At 70.0% G+C, this 19,325-nt stretch carries 19 protein-coding genes; 14 read left to right on the top strand and 5 right to left on the bottom strand.

Going from position 1 to position 19,325, the window contains the following annotated elements:
• Nucleotides 1–18: 18 nt before the first annotated feature.
• The 3 genes from CFB41_RS22310 (at nucleotide 19) to CFB41_RS22300 (ending at nucleotide 2,585) form a co-directional block, all read left to right on the top strand.
• Entirely contained in the window at nucleotides 19–747 is a 729-nt protein-coding gene (locus CFB41_RS22310; protein WP_089442880.1) for an aspartate/glutamate racemase family protein, read from the top strand.
• A gap of 61 nt (nucleotides 748–808) precedes the next feature.
• Nucleotides 809–1,993, top strand: a complete 1,185-nt coding sequence (locus CFB41_RS22305) for a LysR family transcriptional regulator (RefSeq protein WP_089457891.1) — start codon at nucleotides 809–811, stop codon at nucleotides 1,991–1,993.
• A gap of 160 nt (nucleotides 1,994–2,153) precedes the next feature.
• Nucleotides 2,154–2,585, top strand: coding sequence for a DUF1090 family protein (locus CFB41_RS22300; RefSeq protein ID WP_089457890.1), 432 nt, complete (start codon nucleotides 2,154–2,156; stop codon nucleotides 2,583–2,585).
• Between the two features lie 43 nt (nucleotides 2,586–2,628).
• On the opposite strand, the gene CFB41_RS22295 is transcribed toward CFB41_RS22300, so the two are convergent.
• Both CFB41_RS22295 and CFB41_RS22290 read right to left on the bottom strand, forming a co-directional pair.
• Nucleotides 2,629–3,570, bottom strand: coding sequence for an AEC family transporter (locus CFB41_RS22295; RefSeq protein WP_089458959.1), 942 nt, complete (start codon nucleotides 3,568–3,570; stop codon nucleotides 2,629–2,631).
• An 87-nt stretch (nucleotides 3,571–3,657) separates the two neighbouring features.
• Complete coding sequence (locus CFB41_RS22290) at nucleotides 3,658–5,229, bottom strand: MFS transporter (protein WP_089457889.1); 1,572 nt, start codon at nucleotides 5,227–5,229, stop codon at nucleotides 3,658–3,660.
• 100 nt (nucleotides 5,230–5,329) lie between these two features.
• Between CFB41_RS22290 and CFB41_RS22285 the strand changes: the two genes are divergently transcribed.
• Together CFB41_RS22285 and CFB41_RS22280 are read left to right on the top strand one after the other, a co-directional pair.
• Nucleotides 5,330–6,208: a LysR family transcriptional regulator gene (locus tag CFB41_RS22285; protein ID WP_089457888.1), complete on the top strand. Its 879-nt coding sequence runs from the start codon at nucleotides 5,330–5,332 to the stop codon at nucleotides 6,206–6,208.
• A gap of 157 nt (nucleotides 6,209–6,365) precedes the next feature.
• Nucleotides 6,366–7,352 (top strand): ABC transporter substrate-binding protein, encoded by a 987-nt coding sequence (locus CFB41_RS22280; RefSeq protein ID WP_089458958.1) that lies wholly within the window; start codon nucleotides 6,366–6,368, stop codon nucleotides 7,350–7,352.
• A 22-nt stretch (nucleotides 7,353–7,374) separates the two neighbouring features.
• Here the strand turns inward: CFB41_RS22280 and CFB41_RS22275 are convergent, their stop codons facing one another.
• Entirely contained in the window at nucleotides 7,375–7,749 is a 375-nt protein-coding gene (locus tag CFB41_RS22275; protein WP_089458957.1) for a phage protein NinX family protein, read from the bottom strand.
• A gap of 214 nt (nucleotides 7,750–7,963) precedes the next feature.
• Between CFB41_RS22275 and CFB41_RS22270 the strand changes: the two genes are divergently transcribed.
• The 6 genes from CFB41_RS22270 (at nucleotide 7,964) to CFB41_RS22245 (ending at nucleotide 13,848) form a co-directional block, all read left to right on the top strand.
• Nucleotides 7,964–9,031, top strand: coding sequence for an ABC transporter substrate-binding protein (locus CFB41_RS22270; protein WP_089442885.1), 1,068 nt, complete (start codon nucleotides 7,964–7,966; stop codon nucleotides 9,029–9,031).
• Nucleotides 9,032–9,046: 15 nt separating this feature from the next.
• Nucleotides 9,047–9,889 carry an ABC transporter permease gene (locus CFB41_RS22265; protein WP_089457887.1) on the top strand — a complete coding sequence of 281 codons (843 nt, stop codon included), beginning with the start codon at nucleotides 9,047–9,049 and terminating at the stop codon, nucleotides 9,887–9,889.
• 42 nt (nucleotides 9,890–9,931) lie between these two features.
• On the top strand, nucleotides 9,932–10,753 hold the full coding sequence (locus tag CFB41_RS22260) for an ABC transporter permease (RefSeq protein WP_089457886.1): 822 nt from the start codon (nucleotides 9,932–9,934) through the stop codon (nucleotides 10,751–10,753).
• A 40-nt stretch (nucleotides 10,754–10,793) separates the two neighbouring features.
• Nucleotides 10,794–11,639: an ABC transporter ATP-binding protein gene (locus CFB41_RS22255; RefSeq protein WP_089442888.1), complete on the top strand. Its 846-nt coding sequence runs from the start codon at nucleotides 10,794–10,796 to the stop codon at nucleotides 11,637–11,639.
• Nucleotides 11,640–11,787: 148 nt separating this feature from the next.
• A complete protein-coding gene (locus tag CFB41_RS22250) occupies nucleotides 11,788–12,741 on the top strand; it encodes a TauD/TfdA family dioxygenase (RefSeq protein ID WP_089457885.1) in 954 nt (317 codons plus the stop codon).
• A 159-nt stretch (nucleotides 12,742–12,900) separates the two neighbouring features.
• Nucleotides 12,901–13,848: a TauD/TfdA family dioxygenase gene (locus tag CFB41_RS22245; RefSeq protein WP_089457884.1), complete on the top strand. Its 948-nt coding sequence runs from the start codon at nucleotides 12,901–12,903 to the stop codon at nucleotides 13,846–13,848.
• 100 nt (nucleotides 13,849–13,948) lie between these two features.
• Here CFB41_RS22245 and CFB41_RS22240 read toward each other — a convergent pair whose 3' ends face one another.
• Nucleotides 13,949–15,610 (bottom strand): ABC transporter substrate-binding protein, encoded by a 1,662-nt coding sequence (locus CFB41_RS22240; protein ID WP_089457883.1) that lies wholly within the window; start codon nucleotides 15,608–15,610, stop codon nucleotides 13,949–13,951.
• 290 nt (nucleotides 15,611–15,900) lie between these two features.
• Between CFB41_RS22240 and CFB41_RS22235 the strand changes: the two genes are divergently transcribed.
• Both CFB41_RS22235 and CFB41_RS22230 read left to right on the top strand, forming a co-directional pair.
• On the top strand, nucleotides 15,901–16,308 hold the full coding sequence (locus CFB41_RS22235; RefSeq protein ID WP_089457882.1) for a DUF427 domain-containing protein: 408 nt from the start codon (nucleotides 15,901–15,903) through the stop codon (nucleotides 16,306–16,308).
• Nucleotides 16,309–16,609: 301 nt separating this feature from the next.
• The gene (locus CFB41_RS22230; protein ID WP_046549856.1) at nucleotides 16,610–17,602 is read left to right on the top strand and encodes a sulfonate ABC transporter substrate-binding protein; all 993 of its coding nucleotides are present in this window, start codon (nucleotides 16,610–16,612) and stop codon (nucleotides 17,600–17,602) included.
• Between the two features lie 42 nt (nucleotides 17,603–17,644).
• On the opposite strand, the gene CFB41_RS22225 is transcribed toward CFB41_RS22230, so the two are convergent.
• A complete protein-coding gene (locus CFB41_RS22225) occupies nucleotides 17,645–18,229 on the bottom strand; it encodes a putative glycolipid-binding domain-containing protein (RefSeq protein WP_089457881.1) in 585 nt (194 codons plus the stop codon).
• 175 nt (nucleotides 18,230–18,404) lie between these two features.
• Between CFB41_RS22225 and CFB41_RS22220 the strand changes: the two genes are divergently transcribed.
• Complete coding sequence (locus CFB41_RS22220; protein ID WP_089457880.1) at nucleotides 18,405–19,313, top strand: LysR family transcriptional regulator; 909 nt, start codon at nucleotides 18,405–18,407, stop codon at nucleotides 19,311–19,313.
• The last annotated feature ends 12 nt before the right edge of the window (nucleotides 19,314–19,325 follow it).

The following is a 19,325-nucleotide window of genomic DNA, read 5'->3' as shown; positions in this document are numbered from 1 at the left end:
CCTGCATACGGAGTCGCAATGAGGATCCTGGTAGTCAACGTCAACACGACCGAGTCGATCACCGACGCGATCGCCGCGCAGGCGCAGGCCGCCGCGTCGCCGGGCACGGAGATCGTCGGGTTGACGCCGCGCTTCGGCGCCGAGTCGGTCGAAGGCAACTTCGAGAGCTACCTCGCGGCGATCGCCGTGATGGATCGCGTCATGCACTACGACGAGCCGTACGACGCGGTGATCCAGGCCGGCTACGGCGAACACGGCCGCGAAGGCCTGCAGGAACTGCTGACGGTGCCGGTCGTCGACATCACCGAAGCGGCCGCGAGCGTCGCGATGCTGCTCGGCCATCGCTACTCGGTCGTCACGACGCTCGACCGCACGGTGCCGCTGATCGAGGATCGCCTGAAGCTCGCCGGGCTCGACGCGCGCTGCGCGTCGGTGCGCGCAAGCGGCCTCGCGGTGCTCGAGCTCGAGGAGAACCCGGCCCGCGCGATCGAGTCGATCGTCGGCCAGGCGCAGCGCGCTGTGAAGGACGATCACGCGGAAGTGATCTGCCTCGGCTGCGGCGGGATGGCCGGCCTCGACCGGCAGATCGAGGAATGCACGGGCGTGCCGGTCGTCGACGGCGTCTCGGCCGCGGTGGCGCTCGCCGAGTCGCTGGTGCGCCTGAAGCTGAAGACGTCGAAAGTCCGCACGTACGCGCCGCCGCGCCCGAAGCGGATCGTCGGCTGGCCGGGCACCTTCGCACAATGACGCGGCGCCGGCCCGCTGCAGCGTCGCACTCGCGCAGCGGGGCGCCGGGAGGCACATCGGCATGCGGGACCCACTAGACCCGAACACCCTGCCCCGCGGCGCGTCCGACGCCGCGGACGCGCTCGACGTGCTCGATGCACGGCTGATGCGCATCCTGCTCGTGCTGCTGACCGAGCGCACCGTGTCGCGTGCGGCCGTGCGCCTGAACATGTCGCAGCCGGCCACCAGCGCCGCGCTCAAGCGCCTGCGCACGCTGCTCGGCGATCCGCTGCTGGTGCGCAGCCGCTACGGGATGGTGCCGACCGAATTCGGCGCGCGGCTGATCGAACCGCTGCGCAACGCGCTGCGCGTGATCGACTTCATCCGCATCCAGCAGCCGAGGTTCGATGCGCGCACGTCGGTGCGGACCTACCGGATCGGCTGCCCCGACTACCTGAACGTGCTGTTCGTGCCGAAGCTCGTCGCGCTGTTCCGCGAACGCGCGCCGGACGCACAACTCGTGTTCCATCCGCTCGGCGACGGCTTCGACGACGAGCGCGCACTGGCCGACGGCGAGCTCGACATCGTGATCGACAATCGCCCGGCGCGCGCGTCGCGGTTCCGGCAGGACGACCTGTTCGACGATCGCGTCGTCTGCCTGATGCGCGCGACGCATCCGCTCGCGCGGCGCGGCACGATGACGGCGGCCGAGTTTGCCGATGCGCCGCAGCTGTGCCCGACACCGTCGTGGCTCGAGGCGTCCGGCGCGATCGACCGGCAACTCGAACGGGTGGGCCTGCAGCGGCGGATCGTCGTCACGCTGCCGCATTTCGAACTCGCCGCGCATGCGCTTGTGCGCACCGACCTGCTGCTGACCACCACGTACCGGCTCGCGCGGCACTATGCGAAGCTGCTGCCGCTCGCCGCCGTCGCGCTGCCGGCCGAACCGCCGGACATCGTGTACCGGATGACCTGGAACGAAGCGGGGGCATGCGCCGAGGGCGTGCGCTGGCTGCGCGGGCTGATCGCGGAAGCGACGCGTGCGTGGCTCGATGCCGAGGCGAGGCAGCCGGCGGTGGCGGCGGTGGCCGCCGGTGCAGTCGTGGACGTGGACGCGGACGCACGGAATGGCACGCTGGTCGCGGCCGATCCCCCCGAACCCGCACGACGCACGCGCCGCAGGCGGGCCACGCATTGCCACGTGCCGCATCCTCGGCGTGTCGCCCAAGCGGCACGCCTCCACCGCCTCGCGACGAAGTCGCATTGACGGTCGTCATTCACACGCCGGAGCGATCCGTGCAGTCGCGGCAAGTCAGACCGGTCCTATGTACCCGGTCCGCACCGAATCGTCAGAATGACGCCTCGAACCCTGGCGGATGACACTCTGCATCGCGGATGCCCGCCGCCGCCCTATCGAGGAAACCCGCATGAAGAAGACACTCGTTGCGCTGGCCGTTCCAGTCGCGCTGCTCGCGAGTACCGGCGCATTCGCCGATACGCAGGACTGCGCGACGCGCATCCGGGCGTTGCAGACGCAGATCGACAACGCGAAGCGGTTCGGCAACGCGCCACAGGCGATGCGCCAGCAAGCCGCGCTCGACCAGATCAAAGCCCATTGCACGGACGCCGGCCAGCTCGCGCGCGCCGAACGCAAGGTCGCCGACAAGCAGCGGGATCTGCAGCGCGCGCAGGACGAGGTGCACGAAGCGCAGGCACGCATCCATGAAGCCGAAGCGCTCGGCGATGCGAAGCAGCTGAACAAGGCGCAGCGCAAGCTCGCCGACAAGCAGATCAAGCTGCGCAACGCGACACGCGACCTGCACGATGCGCAGATCGATCGCGACGCGCTGAAGGGCTGAAGGGTTGAAGGGTTGACGTGATGCGCTGACAAGGTGTGCCGCGTCAGACGTGCCGCGCCAGCACGAGCAGCACCGACAACGACACGATCGACCCGAGCGTCGACAACAGGATCGTGCGGGACGTCACCTGCGCTTCACGCCCGTAGAACTCGGCCAGCATGTACGGCCCGGTACCCGTGGGCAACGCGGCGAGCACGACCGCGATCTGCGCGAGCACCGGCGGCAGCGCGAACACGCGCACGCCAAGCCACCACGCGAGCGCGGGCTGCACGAACAGCCTCACCGCCGTCAGCGCGATGCTGCCCCGCGGTGCGGCGCCGGCCCCTTCCCGCTTCTCCGCGAGAAACAGCCCGAGGCTGACGAGCGCACACGGGCTCGCGGCCCCGCCGAGCAGCTTCAGGAAGGTATCGACCGGCGCACCGAGCGGCACCTGCGCGGCCGACACGCAAACGCCGGCCAGCGGCGCGACGATCAGCGGGTTGCGCAGCAGCGCGCCGACCACTTTCCACACCAGCCGCAACGGTGCGCGATCGCGCTGCAGCCCCACCTCGATCAGCACGATCGCGCCGGCGAACAGCACGCACGCCACGAGGATGGTCGCAATCGTGGTCGGTGTGAGGCTGTCGGTGCCGAAGGCAAGCAGGCACAGCGGGAAGCCGAGATAGCCGGTGTTTGGATACGACGCGGCAATAGCGTCGATGCTCGCATCGGCGAGCCCGCGCCCCGCGAACAGGCGCCACGCGAGCACGCCGACGAATACGAGCGCGCAGGTCAGCGCGAACGTGGCCACGAAAGCCGGCCGATACAGCTGGTGCCACGATGCGTGCGCCATGATCTGGAACAGCAACGCGGGCAGCGCGAGCCACACGACGAAGCGGTTGAGTTCCGAGGCCGCCGCCGGCCCCAGCACCCCGCGCCGGCGGCACAGGAACCCTGCCGCGATCAGCCCGAACACGGGCAACAGAATCTCGATCGTCGATGACATCTTGAACACGCTGCATGAAACCGGAACGCGCCAGCTTAATGGTTCCGGCGGGTCGCGTCCAATGCGCGGCGCGGATTGCTCCGCGCGTCACGCGCCGTCGCGCATCGGTTGCGCAAGCAACTTGTAGGCCACGACGGCGGTGGCGAGCGCGAGCCCGCCGCTCACCGTCAGCGCATTGGCGAACCCGCTCGCGAACGCTACAGGCGCCGCGTGCGCGAGCGCACCGGCGGCCGACGGCGGCACACGCTCGAGCGCCCGCGCCAGGTCGCCGGCCAGCAGGCTCGACATGAACGGCGCGTCGGCGAACGCGCGCAGGCCGGGCGCGGCGGACAGCAGCCGGTCGAGCCGCGCCTGCGTGCTCGCCGCCAACACCGCGCCGAGCACGCCGACGGCCGTCACGATCGCCGAGAAGCGCGTCGTCGTGCTGATGCCCGATGCCATGCCGGTGCGGTTCGGCGGCACGCACGCCATGATCGCCTTCTGCGTGTCGCCGTTCATGATGCCCGCGCCGCAGCCCGTCACGAACATGCCGAGCGCGACGAGCCGGTAGTCGCCGCTGGCCGTCAGCGCCGCGGTCGCGAGGTTGCCCGCGCCGATCAGTGAGAGCCCGCCCGCCAGCACGCCGCCGGACGACACGCGCGCGGCGAGCGCCGCGCCGAGCGACGGCCCGGCGATCATCGCGAACGCGAACGGCAGCATCCCGAGCCCCGCGTCGATCGCCGACATCCCGAACGCGTTCTGCAGGTACAGCGGCAGGAACGTCATCATCACCTGCGCGCACGCCGCATAGCCGAACATCGCGAGCACGGCGCCGACGAAGCGCGGCTGGCGGAACAGCGCGAGATCGATCATCGGCCGCGCCTGCCAGCGCTCCGCGCCGATGAACGCCGCGACGAGCGCGGCGGCCAGCGCGAGCCGGCCGAGCGTCGCGGCCGACAGCCAGCCGTGCGACGGCGCGCCGATCAGCGCCGCGATCGCGCACGCGAGCGCCGCGCCGAACAGCAGGCTGCCGGCCCCGTCCACGCGCTTCGCGTGCGGATCGTGCGATTCGTCGATCGCGACACGCGCACCAACCGCCAGCAGCAGGCAGACAGGCAGGTTCAGCAGGAACACCCAGCGCCAGCCGATCCATTGCGTGATCGCGCCGCCGACGAGCGGCGCGATGGCCGTCGCGGTCCCCATGCACATGCCCCAGATCGCCCATGCGCGCGCCCGTTCGCGCCCGTCCGGAAAGCGGTTCGCGATCACGGCGAGCGCGGCCGTCAGCAGCAGCGCGGCGCCGCCGCCCTTCACCGCCCGGGCGGCGATCAGCCAGCCGGCCGTCGGCGCGACGCCGCAGCCGAGCGACGCGAGAAAGAACAGCGCGAGCCCCGTGAAGAGCATCCGCTTGCGCCCGAAGCGGTCGGCGAGCCCGCCGGCCGGCAGCAGGCAGGCGGCGAACGCGGTCATGTACGCGCTCACGACCCATTCGATATCGGCGAAGCTCGCATGGAAGCTGCGCGCGATGCTCGGCAGCGACACGGCGACGACGTTCGTGTCGAGCACGATCAGCGAGCAGGTGGCGGACGCGACGGCGAGCGTCGCGGCGGCGGGCAGGCGGGCGCCCGCGCGTGGGGCGGCAGCCGCGCCTGCGCGCGATGCCGGGGAAGGTTGGGACATCGGTTACTCCGGAACAGGATCGACGAGCCTTATGCTAGGCTTGGCCCGTATTGCCTGTCATTGACACACCGATGCTGTTTTATTAACGAAAATTGCAATCATGGACCGGCTCGAATTCCGTCACGTCCGCGCGTTCCTCAGCGTCGCGCAGCACCTGCACTTCGCCCGCGCGGCCGAAGCGCTCGACATGGCGCCGCCCGCGCTCACGCGGCAGATCCAGGAGGCCGAGCGCGTGCTCGGCGTGCGTCTCTTTCACCGGTCGCGCCGCGCGGTCACGCTGAGCGCCGCCGGCGAGGCCTATCTCGCCGAGGCACGCGCCGCGGTCGAGCACCTGCAGCGCGGCCGCGAGCTCGCTGCGTTGGCCGAGCGCGGCGAACTCGGCCGGATCGAGATCGGCTACGTGTCGTCGGCCGTCTATTCGGGCACGCTGCAGCGCACCGTCGGCGCGTTTCGTGACGCGCACCCGCGCATCGAGCTGAACCTGCGCGAAGTGCCGATGGACGACGTCGCGAACCAGCTCGACACGGGCCGGCTCGACCTCGCGTACGTGCGCCCGCCGCTGCCGCTGCCCGGCGGCCTGCGGATCGTCACGCTGCAGCGCGACGTGTTCGTCGCGGCCGTGCCGGCCGGGTCGCGCTACGCGTCGATGTCGGCCATTCGTGCGGCCGACCTCGCCGACGCGCGCTTCGCGGTACCCGAACAGGAGCGCGGCACGCTCGACGTCGCGCGCCGCGGCCGCTTCGCACCGCTGATCGCCGCCCGCCCGGGCGGCCTGCTCGCGGTGCTCGCGTGCGTGTCCGTGAATGGCTGGGTGGCGGTGATTCCCGATGCGCTCGCCGGCTGCGTGTCGCTGCCGGGCGTCGTGTACCGGCCGATCGCCGGCAAGCCGATCACGTCGGAACTGGCGCTCGCGCACCGGCGCTTCGACAAGGCGCCGGCGGTACGCGCGTTCCTGCGGACGGTTCCGTCGGCCGCGTAGGCCCCGTCCGAAGCCCGCATGCGGCGAGCGCAGCCATGCCGGCCGTCGCCGCGCGAATATGCATTGCACGATTCAATGTTTGTCGGCGGGAAACCGATTCCGTAACCTGCCCGGCAGCCGCGCCGCCTGCGCGCGGATCATCGAGGACACCCCGCCGATGCATCCCTCCGCCACCCCGGCGCGCCGCCGCGTGCTGCAGCAGCTTGCCGCCCTCGCCGCCGCGCCGCTCGCGGGCGCCATCGCACCGCCCGCCCAAGCGGCCGGCGCCGACCTGTCGGGCGTGACGCTCGTGCTCGGCGACCAGGCCGGCGGCCTGCGCGCGCTTGCGGAAGCCGCGCACGTGCTCGACGGCACGCCTTACCGGTTCCGCTGGGCCAATTTCCAGGGGGCCGCGCCGCTGTTCGAGGCGCAGCGCGCCGGCGCGATCGATCTCGCGCCGGCCGGCGACCTGCCCGTGCTGACCGCCGCGCTCGGCGACCCGTCGTTGCGGATCGTCGCGACGCGCGTCGGCTCGCCGGCGTCGCTCGGCATCGTCGTGCAGCCCGATTCGCCGGTCCGCACCGTCGCCGACCTGAAAGGGCAAACCGTCGTCGTGTCGTCCGCGCGCGGCAGCATCTCGCAGTACCAGTTGTACGGCGCGCTGCGCGAACACGGCCTCGCGCCGCGCGATGTCGAGGTGCGCTTCGTGCTGCCCGTCGACGCGTTCGCCGCGTTCGAGGCGAAGCGGATCGGCATCTGGGCGACGTTCGATCCGTACTACGGGCATGCGGTCCGGCGCGGCGCGCGCATCGTCCGCGACGGCAGCGGCATCAATTCCGGGCTGGCGTTCCTGACGTCGCCGGTCGACACCCTCGACGATCGCGCGAAGCGCGCGGCGCTCGCCGACGTGCTGGCGCGGCTCGCCCGCGCGGGCCAATGGGCGCTCGCGCATCCGGGCGACTATGCGAGCGTCTATGCGTCGCTCACGCGCCTGCCGCCCGACGCGGCCACCGACATCGCGCGCCGGGCCGCGCTCGCGCAGCGCAGCCTCAGCAGCGCGGACATCGACGTGCTGCAGCGTGTCGCCGACCGCGCGGCGGCCGACGCGATCCTGCCGCGGCGCGTCGATGTCGCGTCGATCGCGATCCGCAACGTATCGGCCTGAACGCTGCCGCGCGTGGCCGCGTTCAACGTGGGCGCGCCATATCGAGATCCGGCACGTCGTCACCGAACGTCGACGCGACGAGCGTGCGCATCGCGGCGACCAGCAGCGTCGGGCCGGACTGGTTGAACGTGCAGCGCTCGCCCGCGGCCGGCACGGCCCGGTGCAGCACGGCCCGCCACGCGCCGCGCCCGCCGTCGCGCTCGAATCCGGCGAACGGCAAGCGCTCGACGATCGGGCCGCCGTCGGCCCATGACGAAGACGGCGCGAATAGGGCCGGTACGCCCCCCGGCTCGCGGATCGCGGTACATCCGGATGCGTCGGCGCGCGGGGCGTCGAGATCCTCCGCCATCGCCACCCAGTAGTCGAGCGCCGCGCCCGTCAGGTCGTGGACTTGCATGCCCGCCTCCATGGTCGCCGTCGCGACGAAAGATAGCCTGTCCATTGTGCGCGCAGCCGCACGGGCTCGGTGCTCGCGCGGCAGGTATCGTCATCGGCCGCCCCGCGATAAGCATAGTTCAAATCGTTTCTTGTCCGGCCCCGGCACGTCATCGAGAATGCCTCGACAGGCTGTCGCACAGCCTCGCTCCCCAACGTTCCGGACCCATCGATTCATGCTTCCACTGCGCCTGCTTCGCTCGCTGCTGATCGCGTCCCTCATTGCGTTGCCGGCCACCGCTGCGCACGCCGACAAGCCCGCCACCATCCGCATCGGTGTCGCCCAGCAAGGCGCCGGCGATCCGCCGACATTCGGCGGCTCGAGTGCGGCCACCGCGCAGTTGCAGCAGCTGGTCGAAAAGGAGTTCGCGGCCGACGGCATCAAGGTGGAGTGGCTGTTCTTCAAGGGCGCGGGGCCGGCCGTCAACGAGGCGATCGCCAACAAGGCACTCGACTTCGCGTACCAGGGCGACCTGCCCGCCGTGCTCGCGCGGGCGAACGGGATCAAGACGCGCCTGCTGCTCGCCGCGAGCGTGCGCTCGGGCGTCAAGATCGCGGTGCCGCCCGACTCCCCCATCCGCTCGATCAAGGACCTGAAGGACCGCCGCGTATCGATTTTCCGCGGCACGAACCTGCAGCTCGTCGCCGACAACGCGCTCGCGAAAAACGGCCTCGGCGAACGCGACCTGCGCGTGATCAATCTCGACGCCGCGAGCTCGCTCGCCGCGCTCGCGTCGAAGGGCATCGATGCGTCGGTGGGCGACTACCAGCTGTACAAGCTGCGCGACGCGGGGCTCGCGAAGATCATCTACGAATCGCAGAACGACGGCCCGCAGCTCACGCGCCAGACTCACCTGCTCGTGCTCGACGAGTTCGAGCGCGCGCATCCGGACATCGTGCAGCGCGTCGTCACCGCAGTCGTGAAGGGCGCGCAATGGTCGTCCGATGAGGCGAACCGCGACGCGCTGTTCAAGCTTTGGGCGAAAAGCGGCGTGCCGGTGTCTTCATGGCAGGCCGACTATGCGAACCAGCGCCTGAAGGATCGCCTGTCGCCGCTGATCGATCCGTTCTTCGTCGCGCGCTACAAGTCCGTCGCGCAGGATGCGCTGGCGCTGAAGCTGATCCGTCAGCCGGTCGACGTCGACGGCTGGTTCGAGCCGAAGTATCTCGACAATGCGCTGCGCACGCTGAAGCTCGAAAGCTACTGGCCACGCTACGACGCAGCCGGCAAGCCGCTTTCCTGACCCGGACCCGCCACGATGAGCGACACCGCGTTTTCCCTTCCGTCATCCGGGCGCCACGCGCTCGCCGCGCCGCCCCGCCGTGCGGCGGCCGTGAAGCGGTGGTCGTGGCGGCTCGCGCCGTGGCTGCTGCCTGCACTGCTGTTCGCGCTGTGGACCATCGGCAGCGCGCGCGGCTGGATCGCGCCGCAGATCCTGCCGCCGCCCGAACGCGTGTTCGACGCACTCAAGGATCTCGCGACGAGCGGCGACCTCGTGCGCCATACGCTGATCAGCCTGCAACGCGTGCTGGTCGGCTTCGCCGCCGGCACGCTCCTCGGCTTCGCGACCGGCGTCGCGCTCGGGCTGTCGCGCACGCTGGAAGCCTACGTGCTGCCGAGTTTCAACGCACTCGTGCAGATTCCGGTGCTCGGCTGGCTGCCGTTCCTGCTGCTGCTCGTCGGTGTCGGCGAGCCGCTCAAATACCTGTTGATCGCACATGCGGCGCTCGTCCCCGTCACGCTGAGCACATTGCAAGGGTTTCGCCAGACGCCGCCCGCGCTCGATGAAGTCGCCAGCGTATTCGGCTACACGCGCCGGCAACGCATCGTGCACGTCGTGCTGCCCGCCGCGATCCCGACGCTCGCGACCGGCGTGCGGCTCGCGTTCACGAAGTCGTGGCTCGCGCTCGTCGTCGTCGAGCTCGTCGCGTCGTCCGAAGGGCTCGGCTACCTGATCGTGTACGGGCGGCAACTGTTCCAGCTCGATCTCGTGATGGCGGCCGTGATCGTCGTCGGCGCGGTCGGCCTGCTGATCAACCGGCTGCTCGATGCGCTCGAAGCGCGCTTGCGCCGCGGCGTGCCGTCCGCGTTCCGCGGTTGAACTGCTGCTGCCCCCGCCCGCGCAACCGAAGGAGTCCTACCCTTGACGTATCCCGCCGCCGCGCCTGACGCCACCCCGCCCGCCACCACGACCGCCCGCCGCCTGCGCGCCCCCGACTGGCGCGGCTTCGTGCTGCCGCTCGTCGCGTTCGCGCTGTGGTGGGCGATCGCGTCCGCGCACCTGGTGACGAGCGGGCTGCTCGTCGGCCCCGCCGACGTGCTGCGCACCGCATGGGCGCAAGCCACGAGCGGCGCACTCGGCCGCGCGCTGTCCGCGTCGCTCGCGCGTGAAGCGTGCGGCTTCGTGCTCGGCGCGACGGGCGGGCTGCTGCTCGGCGCCGCGCTCGGACTGTCGCGCGTCGCCGCGCGCATGGTCGGCCCGAGCTTCGACACGTTCAAGCAGATCTCGCTGTTTGCATGGATTCCGCTGATTTCCGTGTGGTTCGGCCTCGGCGACGTCGCCAAGGTCGTGTTCCTGTCGCTCGCCGCGCTGCTGCCCGTCGCCGCGCACACCTGCGACGGCATTCATGCGGTGCCGCGCGCGTATGTCGACGTCGCCCGCGCGCTGCGCTACTCGCGGCTCCAGCTGGTGCGCTACGTGATCCTGCCGGCCGCGCTGCCGTCGATCTTCACCGGGCTGTATCTCGGCCTGATCTATTCGTGGCTCGCGACGCTCGGTGCCGAATACCTGCTGGTCGCCGGCAGCGGGATCGGCAACACGCTGATCGACGGCAGCGAACAGTTCCGCATGGATCTCGTGCTGTTCGGGATCATCGTCGTCGGCGTGACCGGCTGGGCGCTGAACGCGATCGCGCGTGCGATCGAACGCAAGGTGCTGGCCCGGCGCGGCGACCTGGCGCGCTGATCGCCCGTTTCTTTCTCGTCACCCTCTTCCTCGCCCCGTCATGACGACCCTCGCCTCCGATTCGCTCGACATCCTCCACGTGAGCAAGCATTACGCGCAACGCGGCGCCGCGCTCGCCGTACTCGACGACGTGTCGCTGCATGTGCGCGCCGGCGAATTCGTCACGATCGTCGGCTCGAGCGGTTGCGGCAAGTCGACGCTGCTGCGGCTGATCGCCGGGCTCGATACCGATTACGCGGGCGAGATCCGGGCCGGCGCCGAACGCGTGCGCGACACGTCGCTGCAGCGCGGGATCGTGTTCCAGGATCACCGGCTGTTCCCGTGGCTGACCGTCGCGCAGAACATCGAGGCCGCGCTGCGCAACGCGCCGCTCGATGCGGCCGCGAAGCGGCGCGCGGTGGCCGATCACATCGCGCTCGTCGGGCTGAACGGCTTCGAGCACGCGTATCCGAACCAGCTGTCGGGCGGGATGGCGCAGCGCGTCGCGATCGCGCGCGGCCTCGTGAACCGCCCGCGCGTGCTGCTGCTCGACGAACCGTTCGGCGCGCTCGACGCGCAGACACGCGCACGGATGCAGAACGAACTGCTGCGCATCTGGGAACAGGAGCGCATCACGATGATCCTCGTCACGCACGACGTCGACGAAGCCGTGTATCTCGGCGACCGCGTCGTGACGATGGCGCCACGCCCGGGCCGTATCGAACGCATCGTCGATGTCGCGTTGCCGCGCCCGCGCCGACGCGATTCGCCGGAATTTGCGCGATTGCGCGACACCGTGCTCGCCGATTTCGACGACCACGAACCGCCGGGCGACGATCGCCCGGGCGGTAAGCGCATCGACACGCCGCGCCCGCACCGGATCGGCGAATGGCGGCTTGCGTGGTAGCGCGCATGCCGCAACGCATTGCTCAGCACGACGATGCATATCGATCATCGCTGCGCACACGCTAAGGTTGTGACGATTCATCGGTTCCGATTGCGCGCGGTCCCTGCTTGAATGGAGACTCGCCCGACCCGACTCCAGGAGACTCCCGATGTCCGAAGTCCAGCACGCCGCTCACCCGTCTTCGCATGCTTCGCACGCCGCGCCGCGCACGGCCGCCACGCCGCTCCAGCTTCGCCAGGTCGCCGGCCGGATCGGCGCCGAGATCGCCGGCGTGCGGCTGTCGGGCACGCTCGACGACGCGACGTTCGACGCGATCCAGGCCGCGCTGCTGCGCCACAAGGTGCTGTTCTTCCGTGGCCAGCAGCATCTCGACGACACCGCGCAGGAAGCGTTCGCACGCCGCTTCGGCAAGACCGTCGCGCACCCGACCGTGCCGTCCGTCGACGGCAGCGCGCATCTGCTCGAACTCGATTCCGCGCATGGCGCGCGCGCCAATTCGTGGCACACCGACGTGACCTTCGTCGATGCGTACCCGAAGATCTCGATCCTGCGTGCCGTCGTGATTCCGCCGTTCGGCGGCGACACCGTGTGGGCCAACACGGCCGCCGCGTACGCGAACCTGCCCGACCCGCTGCGCGCGCTCGCCGACACGCTGTGGGCGCTGCACACCAACGCGTACGACTACGCGTCGACGCACGTGCATGCCGACGACACGCAACTGAAGCGCTACCGCGAAGTGTTCACGTCGACCGTCTACGAAACCGAACACCCGGTCGTGCGCGTCCACCCGGAAACCGGTGAACGCACGCTCGTGCTCGGGCATTTCGTGCAGCGGCTCAAGGGGCTGTCGGCGCAGGATTCCGCGCACCTGCTGCAGGTGTTCCATGAACACGTGACGCGTCTCGAGAACACCGTGCGCTGGAACTGGCAGGAAGGCGACGTCGCGATCTGGGACAACCGCGCGACGCAGCACTACGCGATCAACGACTACGGCGATGCGCGCCGCGTCGTGCGCCGCGCCACCGTGCACGGCGACGTGCCGGTCGGCATCGACGGCCGCCAGAGCGTCGTGCTGAAGGGGCCGGGCGCGACGCTGCAGTAATGCCCGTGTCGCGCGGCGGCGGCGCTCCGTGCGCGCCGCCGCGCCTACCCCCGCTTTCCGCTACCGGACACCGACCATGCCCTTCCCGCCGCCGGACCGACGCGCACCCGCGCAACGATGTCGGCCCATCGACCCCTCCACTTCCGCCAGGAGCGTCACATGAGCGCCCTACTCGAACCCGCCGCCCAGCCGGTCGACGTGATTCCGCTGTCCGCCCATATCGGCGCGGAAATCCGCGGCGTCGACCTCACCCAACCGTTGACCACGCCGCAGATTGCAGCGATCCGCGCCGCGCTGCTGAAATGGCGCGTCATCTTCTTTCGCGAGCAGTTCCTCACGCACGAGCAGCATGTCGCGTTCTCCGCGCAGTTCGGCGAGCCGACGGTCGGCCACCCGGTGTTCGGGCACGTCGACGGGCATCCGGCCATTTACTCGATCGCGAAGCACCGCAAGGCGACGCGCTTCGAAGGCGAACCGGTGCGCCGCCCGTGGACCGGCTGGCACACCGACGTGACGGCCGCCGTGAACCCGCCGTGGGCGTCGATCCTGCGCGGCGTGACGATCCCGCCGTACGGCGGCGATACGCACTGGACGAACCTCGTGCGGGCGTATGAAACGCTGTCCGCGCCGCTGCGCGGCTTCGTCGACGGCCTGCGCGGCATTCACCGCTTCACGCCGCCGGCCGGCGCGCGCGCCACCGGCGCGTTCGACGACGCGGTCGAACGCCGCCCGCTCGTCACCGAGCACCCGCTCGTGCGCGTGCATCCGGAGACCGGCGAACGCGCGCTGTATGTGAGCCCGAGCTTCCTGAAATCGATCGTCGGGCTGACGCCGCGCGAGAGCCAGGCATTGCTCGAACTGCTGTGGGAACACGTGACGCGGCCGGAATTCACGATCCGCTTCAAGTGGGAACCGCGCAGCATCGCGTTCTGGGACAACCGCGCGACTGCCCACCTCGCGCCCGTCGACATCTTCGATCTCGACTTCGATCGCCAGCTGTATCGCACGACGCTCATCGGCGACGTGCCGGTCGGCCCCGACGGCCGGCCGTCGGTCGCGCTCGAAGGCTCGCCGGTCGAAGCCGCGGCGGCGGTCGCGCTCAACTGAACCGAACCGCTCTGCCGGTAGCCGGCGCGCACCGCATCGCGCCGGCCTTTCCCTTCATCGCACCGCGCGGACGAAAACACTTGTCCGCGCGGCCCGCCCGTCAATCCAGCCAGACCCCGTCGAAGCGATGCCCGCCGAGCGGCGAGAACGTCAGCCCGTGCACGCGCTTGGAGATCGGCAGCGACACGATCGACGTCGCGATCGGCGTGAACGGCACCTGGTCCTTGAACACGACCTGCGCCTGCTCGTACAGCGCCGTGCGCTTCGCGACATCCCCATTGGAACGCGCCGCGTCCACCAGCTTCTCGAAATCCTGGTTGCACCACTTCGCGAGATTGCTGCCGTGCACCGCGTCGCAACCGAGCAGCGTGCCGAGCCAGTTGTCGGGGTCGCCGTTGTCGCCCGACCAGCCGTACAGGATCGCGTCGTGCTGCCCGTCGTGCTTCGCGCGGCGGTTGTATTCGCCCCATTCGTAGCTGACGATCTTCGCGCGCACGCCGATCTTCGCCCAGTCCTGCTGGATCAGCTGCGCCATCAACTGCGCATTCGGGTTGTACGGGCGCTGCACGGGCATCGCCCACAGCGTCAGGTCGAAGCCGTTCGGGAAACCGGCCTGCGCGAGCAGCGCCTTCGCGGCCGCCGGGTCGCGCGGCGCGTCCTTCAGGCGCGGGTTGTACGACCATTGCGCGGGCGGCATCGGGTTCGTCGCGATCTTCGCGTCGCCGTTGAACACGGTCTTCACGATCGCCGCCTTGTCGATCGCGATGTCGAGCGCGCGCCGCACGTCGACGCGATCGAGCGGCGCATGCTGCGTGTTGTACGCGACGAAGCCGACGTTGAAGCCCATCCCCGAGAACAACGTCAGCTTCGGGTCGCGCCGCACCGTGTCGAGATCGGCCGGCCGCGGGAACGCCGACACCTGGCACTCGCCGGCCACCAGCTTCTGCAGGCGCGCGGCCGGATCGGGCGTGATCGCGAACACGAGGCGCGCGAGCTTCACGTCGTCCGGCTTCCAGTAGTCGGGATTCGCGTCGTAACGGATCAGCGCGTCCTTCTGGTACGTGCGCAGCAGGAACGGCCCCGTGCCGACCGGGAACTGGTTGATGTCGGCCTCGCGATGGCGCGTCGCGAGCTGCGACGCATACTCGGCCGACAGGATCGACGCGAACGCCATCGCGAGATTGCGCACGAACACGACGTCGGGTGTCTTCAGCGCGAAGCGCACCGTGTAGTCGTCGACCTTGTCGATGCGCTCGATGTTGCGGTCGAAGCCGAGGTCGCTGAAATACGGGAAGCTGACCGGATAGGCCTTGCGGAACGGATCGTCGGGATCGAGCATCCGGTGGAACGTGAACACGACGTCGTCGGCCTGGAACGGCCGCGTCGGCTTGAACCACGCGGTGGTCTGGAATTTCACGTCGTGCCGCAGGTGGAACGTGATCGTGCGCTGGTCGGGCGACACGTCCCAGCTCGTTGCGAGCGCCGGCTCGAGATCGAGCGTGCCGCGCTTGAACTGCACGAGCCCGTTGTAGACCGGGTACGTGCTCGCATCGAAATCGGTGCTCGTCGTATGCTGGCCCGGATCGAAGCCGGCCGGGCTGCCTTCGGTGCAATACACGAGCGTCTTGCCGGACGGCGCGGCAAGCGCATGCGTGGCCGCGCCGGCGAGCAGCAGCGACGCCGCGAGACAGCGCAGGGCGATCGCGGCATGGGGGACGCCACGCGCACGACGCGCGGCTGACGAAACGAAAGCGTTTTTCATGGTGACGGGGACAGGAGAGCGCTGTCATACAAATGAAGACGGCCGATCTTCGCGCGCCTCCCGCCGATCGCTTACCAATTAATTTCGCGTTGCTTATCGTCGTGGATGCATCCCGCCGCCCGTGCATCAAAACGTCCACGCGAACGTCGGGTGGCCGTCTCGCGCCGCCGTCTTCCGGCCCCCTGCAGACTCGCCCGAAATGGCGCATCGTATCGGCTGGCCAACGCCGGCACGGGCGCGCCGGGATTTGCCCGGGCGCGCCCGTGCCGCCGATTCCAGGAGGACACACGATGCCTGTCAGCTCCGAAACGTCTGCTCGCCCGGTGAAGACGCCGGGCCCCGATCACCCGATCACGGTCGAACTGCACCCGCGGCGCGTCGTGGTCAAGGCGGCCGGCAGGGTCGTCGCGGATACGCGCCGCGCGCTGGCGCTGCGCGAAGCCGCCTACCCGGCGGTGTTCTACATCCCGCGCGAGGACGCCGACCTGACACTGCTGCAACGCACCAACCACGCGACGTACTGTCCGTACAAGGGCGACGCCGCGTACTACTCGATTCCGGTCGGCGGCGAGCGCGCCGTGAATGCCGTCTGGACCTACGAGGCGCCCTATCCGGCCGTCGACGGGATCCGCGGGCACCTCGCGTTCTATCCGGATCGCGTCGATTCGATCGAGGAAAGCCCGGCCGGCTCCGATTGAGGGTCGTGACAGCCGTTCGTCGAATTCCGGGCGGCTGCGCGTGCGCGTGGGCGCATTCGTCGGCACGGCGGCGCCGTGCCGGCGGGTTCGCGCGCCGATGACCGGCCCGAACCCGCCCACCTGGCCCGCCGCTGATTTGCATATGCGGATTCGTTGGTTGGCTGTCGGCCTGCGCGGCCGTATCGTCCTGAATCCGGCGCGGGCCGGCCCGTGGCGCGCAGCGCCCGCATCGGGCCCCCGCCCTGCGCCGGCCGCGCCGTCTTTCGCGCGCGGCCCGTGAACCCGCCCGCAGGACGCTTCGATGAACGACACACCGCACGCAGACGTTGAACCGACACCCGCAAACCCACATCGCCGCCAGTGGCTGCAAGGCGCGGCCGCCGGGCTGGCCGGGCTCGCGCTCGGCCCGCTCGCGGGCCTGCCGGCTCATGCGCAAGACAGCGGCACGCGGCTGCGCGTCGGCTTCCAGAAATACGGCAACTTCGTCGTGCTCAAGGCGCGCGGCACGCTGGAGAAACGGCTCGCGAGCCAGGGCGTCACCGTGCAGTGGCTCGAATTTCCGGCCGGCCCGCAATTGCTCGAGGGCCTGAACGCCGGCGCGATCGACGTCGGCACGGTCGGCGAGACGCCGCCGATCTTCGCGCAGGCGGGCGGCGTCGACTTCGTCTACATCGGCAACGAGCCGCCCGCGCCGCAGGGCGAGGCGATCGTCGTGCTGCCCGATTCGCCGATCCGCAACGTCGCGCAACTGCGCGGCAAGAAGGTTGCGTTCAACAAGGGTTCGAACGTCCATTACCTGCTCGTGAAGGCGCTCGAACACGCGGGCCTCACGTATGCCGACATCCAGCCGATCTACCTGACGCCCGCCGACGCACGCGCCGCGTTCGTGCAGCGCAACGTCGATGCGTGGGTGATCTGGGATCCGTACCTGGCCGCCGCCGAGCGGCAGATCGGCGCGCGCGTGATCGCGAACGGCGAAGGGCTCGTGCGCAATACGCAGTACTACCTCGCCGCGCGCAAATACGCGGCCGCTCACCCGCAGGTGGTGCGCGCGCTGCTCGACGAAGTCGACGCGGTCGACCGTTGGGCGCGCGACCATGTGCCCGAAGTCGCCACGCAACTGTCGCCGCTCGTCGGCCTCGACGCGCCGACGCTCGAAGTCGCACTCAAGCGCGCCGGCTACGGCGTGCAGCCGATCAGCGACGCGACGCTCGCGTATCAGCAGAACATCGCGGACGCATTCAGCGCGCTGAAGCTGATTCCGGGCAAGCTGTCGGTCGCGAGCGCACGCTGACGCATCGCGGCCAACGCACGGCGGCGCGGTGGTACGCGTGAATCAGCGTGGGGGGGCCGCGCCGATGCGCCGCCATTCGTCGTAGTCGGTGACGAGACCCGCTTCGTCGACTGCGATATCGGCTGCATACGTGCCGCTTTCGTAGCGGTACACGTGCTCCGCCGTACGCGTGTAGCGCTGCTCGCCGCGCACGAACGTGAAATCCGGAAAGCGCAGCCACGCGGTATGGATCACGGCCGCGTCGCCAACGGCCAGCCCGAGCCGCCGGATCGGCAGCGTATTCGTCGACGGGCTGAAACCGAGATCGAGGTCGGTCGCGCCCGCGAGCGCCGGGACGTCGACGCCATCGATCGTCCATCGCCCTGCGTCACAGCGGATATCCCACTGCCGCGGCGGCTGCGTGCCGCCCCACTGCGTGATGCGTGCCGAGCGCGTGAGCCAGTCCGGGCCGCATGCGATTGCGTAATCGATGCGAAACGGCGAGCTGTCGATCGCACCCGACACCGATCCCGACAGGTCGACTCCCGTTCGCGACTCGCCGAGTCGGCACCATTCGGCTGCCTGCCACGTCTGCACGACCTGCCATGCGACGCAGCGCGTGTGCACCGCTTCATCCTGTTGCGTCATGTCATCGTCTCCGGTCGATCGCACGGAAGCCGATTGTCCCCCAATCGCACGAGCAAACACACTCGGCTTCGCCAACCGATGGTCAGTATCGGTTCGTCGCGCACCTTCCGGCAGTGCTGCTTTGGTACCATCCGTCGATCGGCATCAACCGGAACCGGACAAGGGGCGCGACTTCATGGATTTGCTGGCGACGATGCGCATCTACGTGAGGGTCGTCGAGCGCGGCACGATGTCCGGCGCGGCGCGCGATCTGGACATGGGCCAGCCGGCCGTCAGCGAGCGCATCGAGCGGCTCGAGAAGCATCTCGGCACACGGCTGCTGTTGCGCAGTGCCCGCACCCTCACGTGCACCGAAGAAGGCCGGATCTTCTACGAACGCAGCAAGGAACTGCTCGAAGCGGCCGACGACGCGGTCGCGTCGGTGTCGAAGACGGAGAACGCCCTCGACGGCACGATCCGGCTCGCGGCGCCGCAGTGCATCGGCGAGGTCGTGCTGCCGGGTGTGCTGATGCATGTCCGCAGCGCGTATCCGAACCTGCACATCGACCTGGTCCTGAACGACGACATCGTCGATCCGGTCACGGAAGGCGTCGACATCTCGATCCGCGTCGGCCAGCTCGGCGACGGCGGGTTCGTCGCGCATCCGGTCGGTGCGGTCGGCCGCCGGCTCGTTGCCGCGCCGTCGTATCTCGAGCGGCACGGCCCGATCGACACAGCGGCCGATCTCGCGAACCATCCGTTCGTCCGCGTGAAAGGCGTCTTCACGAGCGAGCGGCTGCCGCTGCGGCGCGACGGCAACGCGCTCCACTACGCGCGCATCCGCACGATCATGACGACGAGCCACTGGCGCCCGATGTTCGACACGATCGTGGCCGGCGGCGGCATCGGCGTGGTCCAGCAGCCGGCGTGCGCCGACGCGCTCGCGGCCGGTACGCTCGTCGAGATCCTGCCGCACTACGTGATTCCCGACTTCGCGCTCAACGTGCTCGTGCATGCGCAGCGGCCGCTGCCACCGCGCGTGCGAGCCGTCGTCGACCTGCTGAAGCAGGACCTCCCGCCGCTGCTGGCCCGCCCTGCCCGATAACGGCGGCGCCCA

Source organism: Burkholderia sp. AU33803, from assembly GCF_002223095.1.
Classification (GTDB): Bacteria; Pseudomonadota; Gammaproteobacteria; order Burkholderiales; family Burkholderiaceae; genus Burkholderia.
This window is presented reverse-complemented; position numbering and strand designations above follow the sequence as displayed.

Bases quoted from the DNA above. Each gene is read 5' to 3' on its own strand.
- CFB41_RS22265 (WP_089457887.1), top strand. From the start codon at position 9,047: ATGAGCGACACCGCGTTTTCCCTTCCGTCATCCGGGCGCCACGCGCTC.
- CFB41_RS22275 (WP_089458957.1), bottom strand. From the start codon at position 7,749: ATGCAAGTCCACGACCTGACGGGCGCGGCGCTCGACTACTGGGTGGCG.
- CFB41_RS22220 (WP_089457880.1), top strand. From the start codon at position 18,405: ATGGATTTGCTGGCGACGATGCGCATCTACGTGAGGGTCGTCGAGCGC.
- CFB41_RS22310 (WP_089442880.1), top strand. From the start codon at position 19: ATGAGGATCCTGGTAGTCAACGTCAACACGACCGAGTCGATCACCGAC.
- CFB41_RS22250 (WP_089457885.1), top strand. From the start codon at position 11,788: ATGTCCGAAGTCCAGCACGCCGCTCACCCGTCTTCGCATGCTTCGCAC.
- CFB41_RS22230 (WP_046549856.1), top strand. From the start codon at position 16,610: ATGAACGACACACCGCACGCAGACGTTGAACCGACACCCGCAAACCCA.
- CFB41_RS22235 (WP_089457882.1), top strand. From the start codon at position 15,901: ATGCCTGTCAGCTCCGAAACGTCTGCTCGCCCGGTGAAGACGCCGGGC.
- CFB41_RS22270 (WP_089442885.1), top strand. From the start codon at position 7,964: ATGCTTCCACTGCGCCTGCTTCGCTCGCTGCTGATCGCGTCCCTCATT.
- CFB41_RS22240 (WP_089457883.1), bottom strand. From the start codon at position 15,610: ATGAAAAACGCTTTCGTTTCGTCAGCCGCGCGTCGTGCGCGTGGCGTC.
- CFB41_RS22245 (WP_089457884.1), top strand. From the start codon at position 12,901: ATGAGCGCCCTACTCGAACCCGCCGCCCAGCCGGTCGACGTGATTCCG.
- CFB41_RS22285 (WP_089457888.1), top strand. From the start codon at position 5,330: ATGGACCGGCTCGAATTCCGTCACGTCCGCGCGTTCCTCAGCGTCGCG.
- CFB41_RS22255 (WP_089442888.1), top strand. From the start codon at position 10,794: ATGACGACCCTCGCCTCCGATTCGCTCGACATCCTCCACGTGAGCAAG.
- CFB41_RS22225 (WP_089457881.1), bottom strand. From the start codon at position 18,229: ATGACGCAACAGGATGAAGCGGTGCACACGCGCTGCGTCGCATGGCAG.
- CFB41_RS22300 (WP_089457890.1), top strand. From the start codon at position 2,154: ATGAAGAAGACACTCGTTGCGCTGGCCGTTCCAGTCGCGCTGCTCGCG.
- CFB41_RS22280 (WP_089458958.1), top strand. From the start codon at position 6,366: ATGCATCCCTCCGCCACCCCGGCGCGCCGCCGCGTGCTGCAGCAGCTT.
- CFB41_RS22295 (WP_089458959.1), bottom strand. From the start codon at position 3,570: ATGTCATCGACGATCGAGATTCTGTTGCCCGTGTTCGGGCTGATCGCG.
- CFB41_RS22305 (WP_089457891.1), top strand. From the start codon at position 809: ATGCGGGACCCACTAGACCCGAACACCCTGCCCCGCGGCGCGTCCGAC.
- CFB41_RS22290 (WP_089457889.1), bottom strand. From the start codon at position 5,229: ATGTCCCAACCTTCCCCGGCATCGCGCGCAGGCGCGGCTGCCGCCCCA.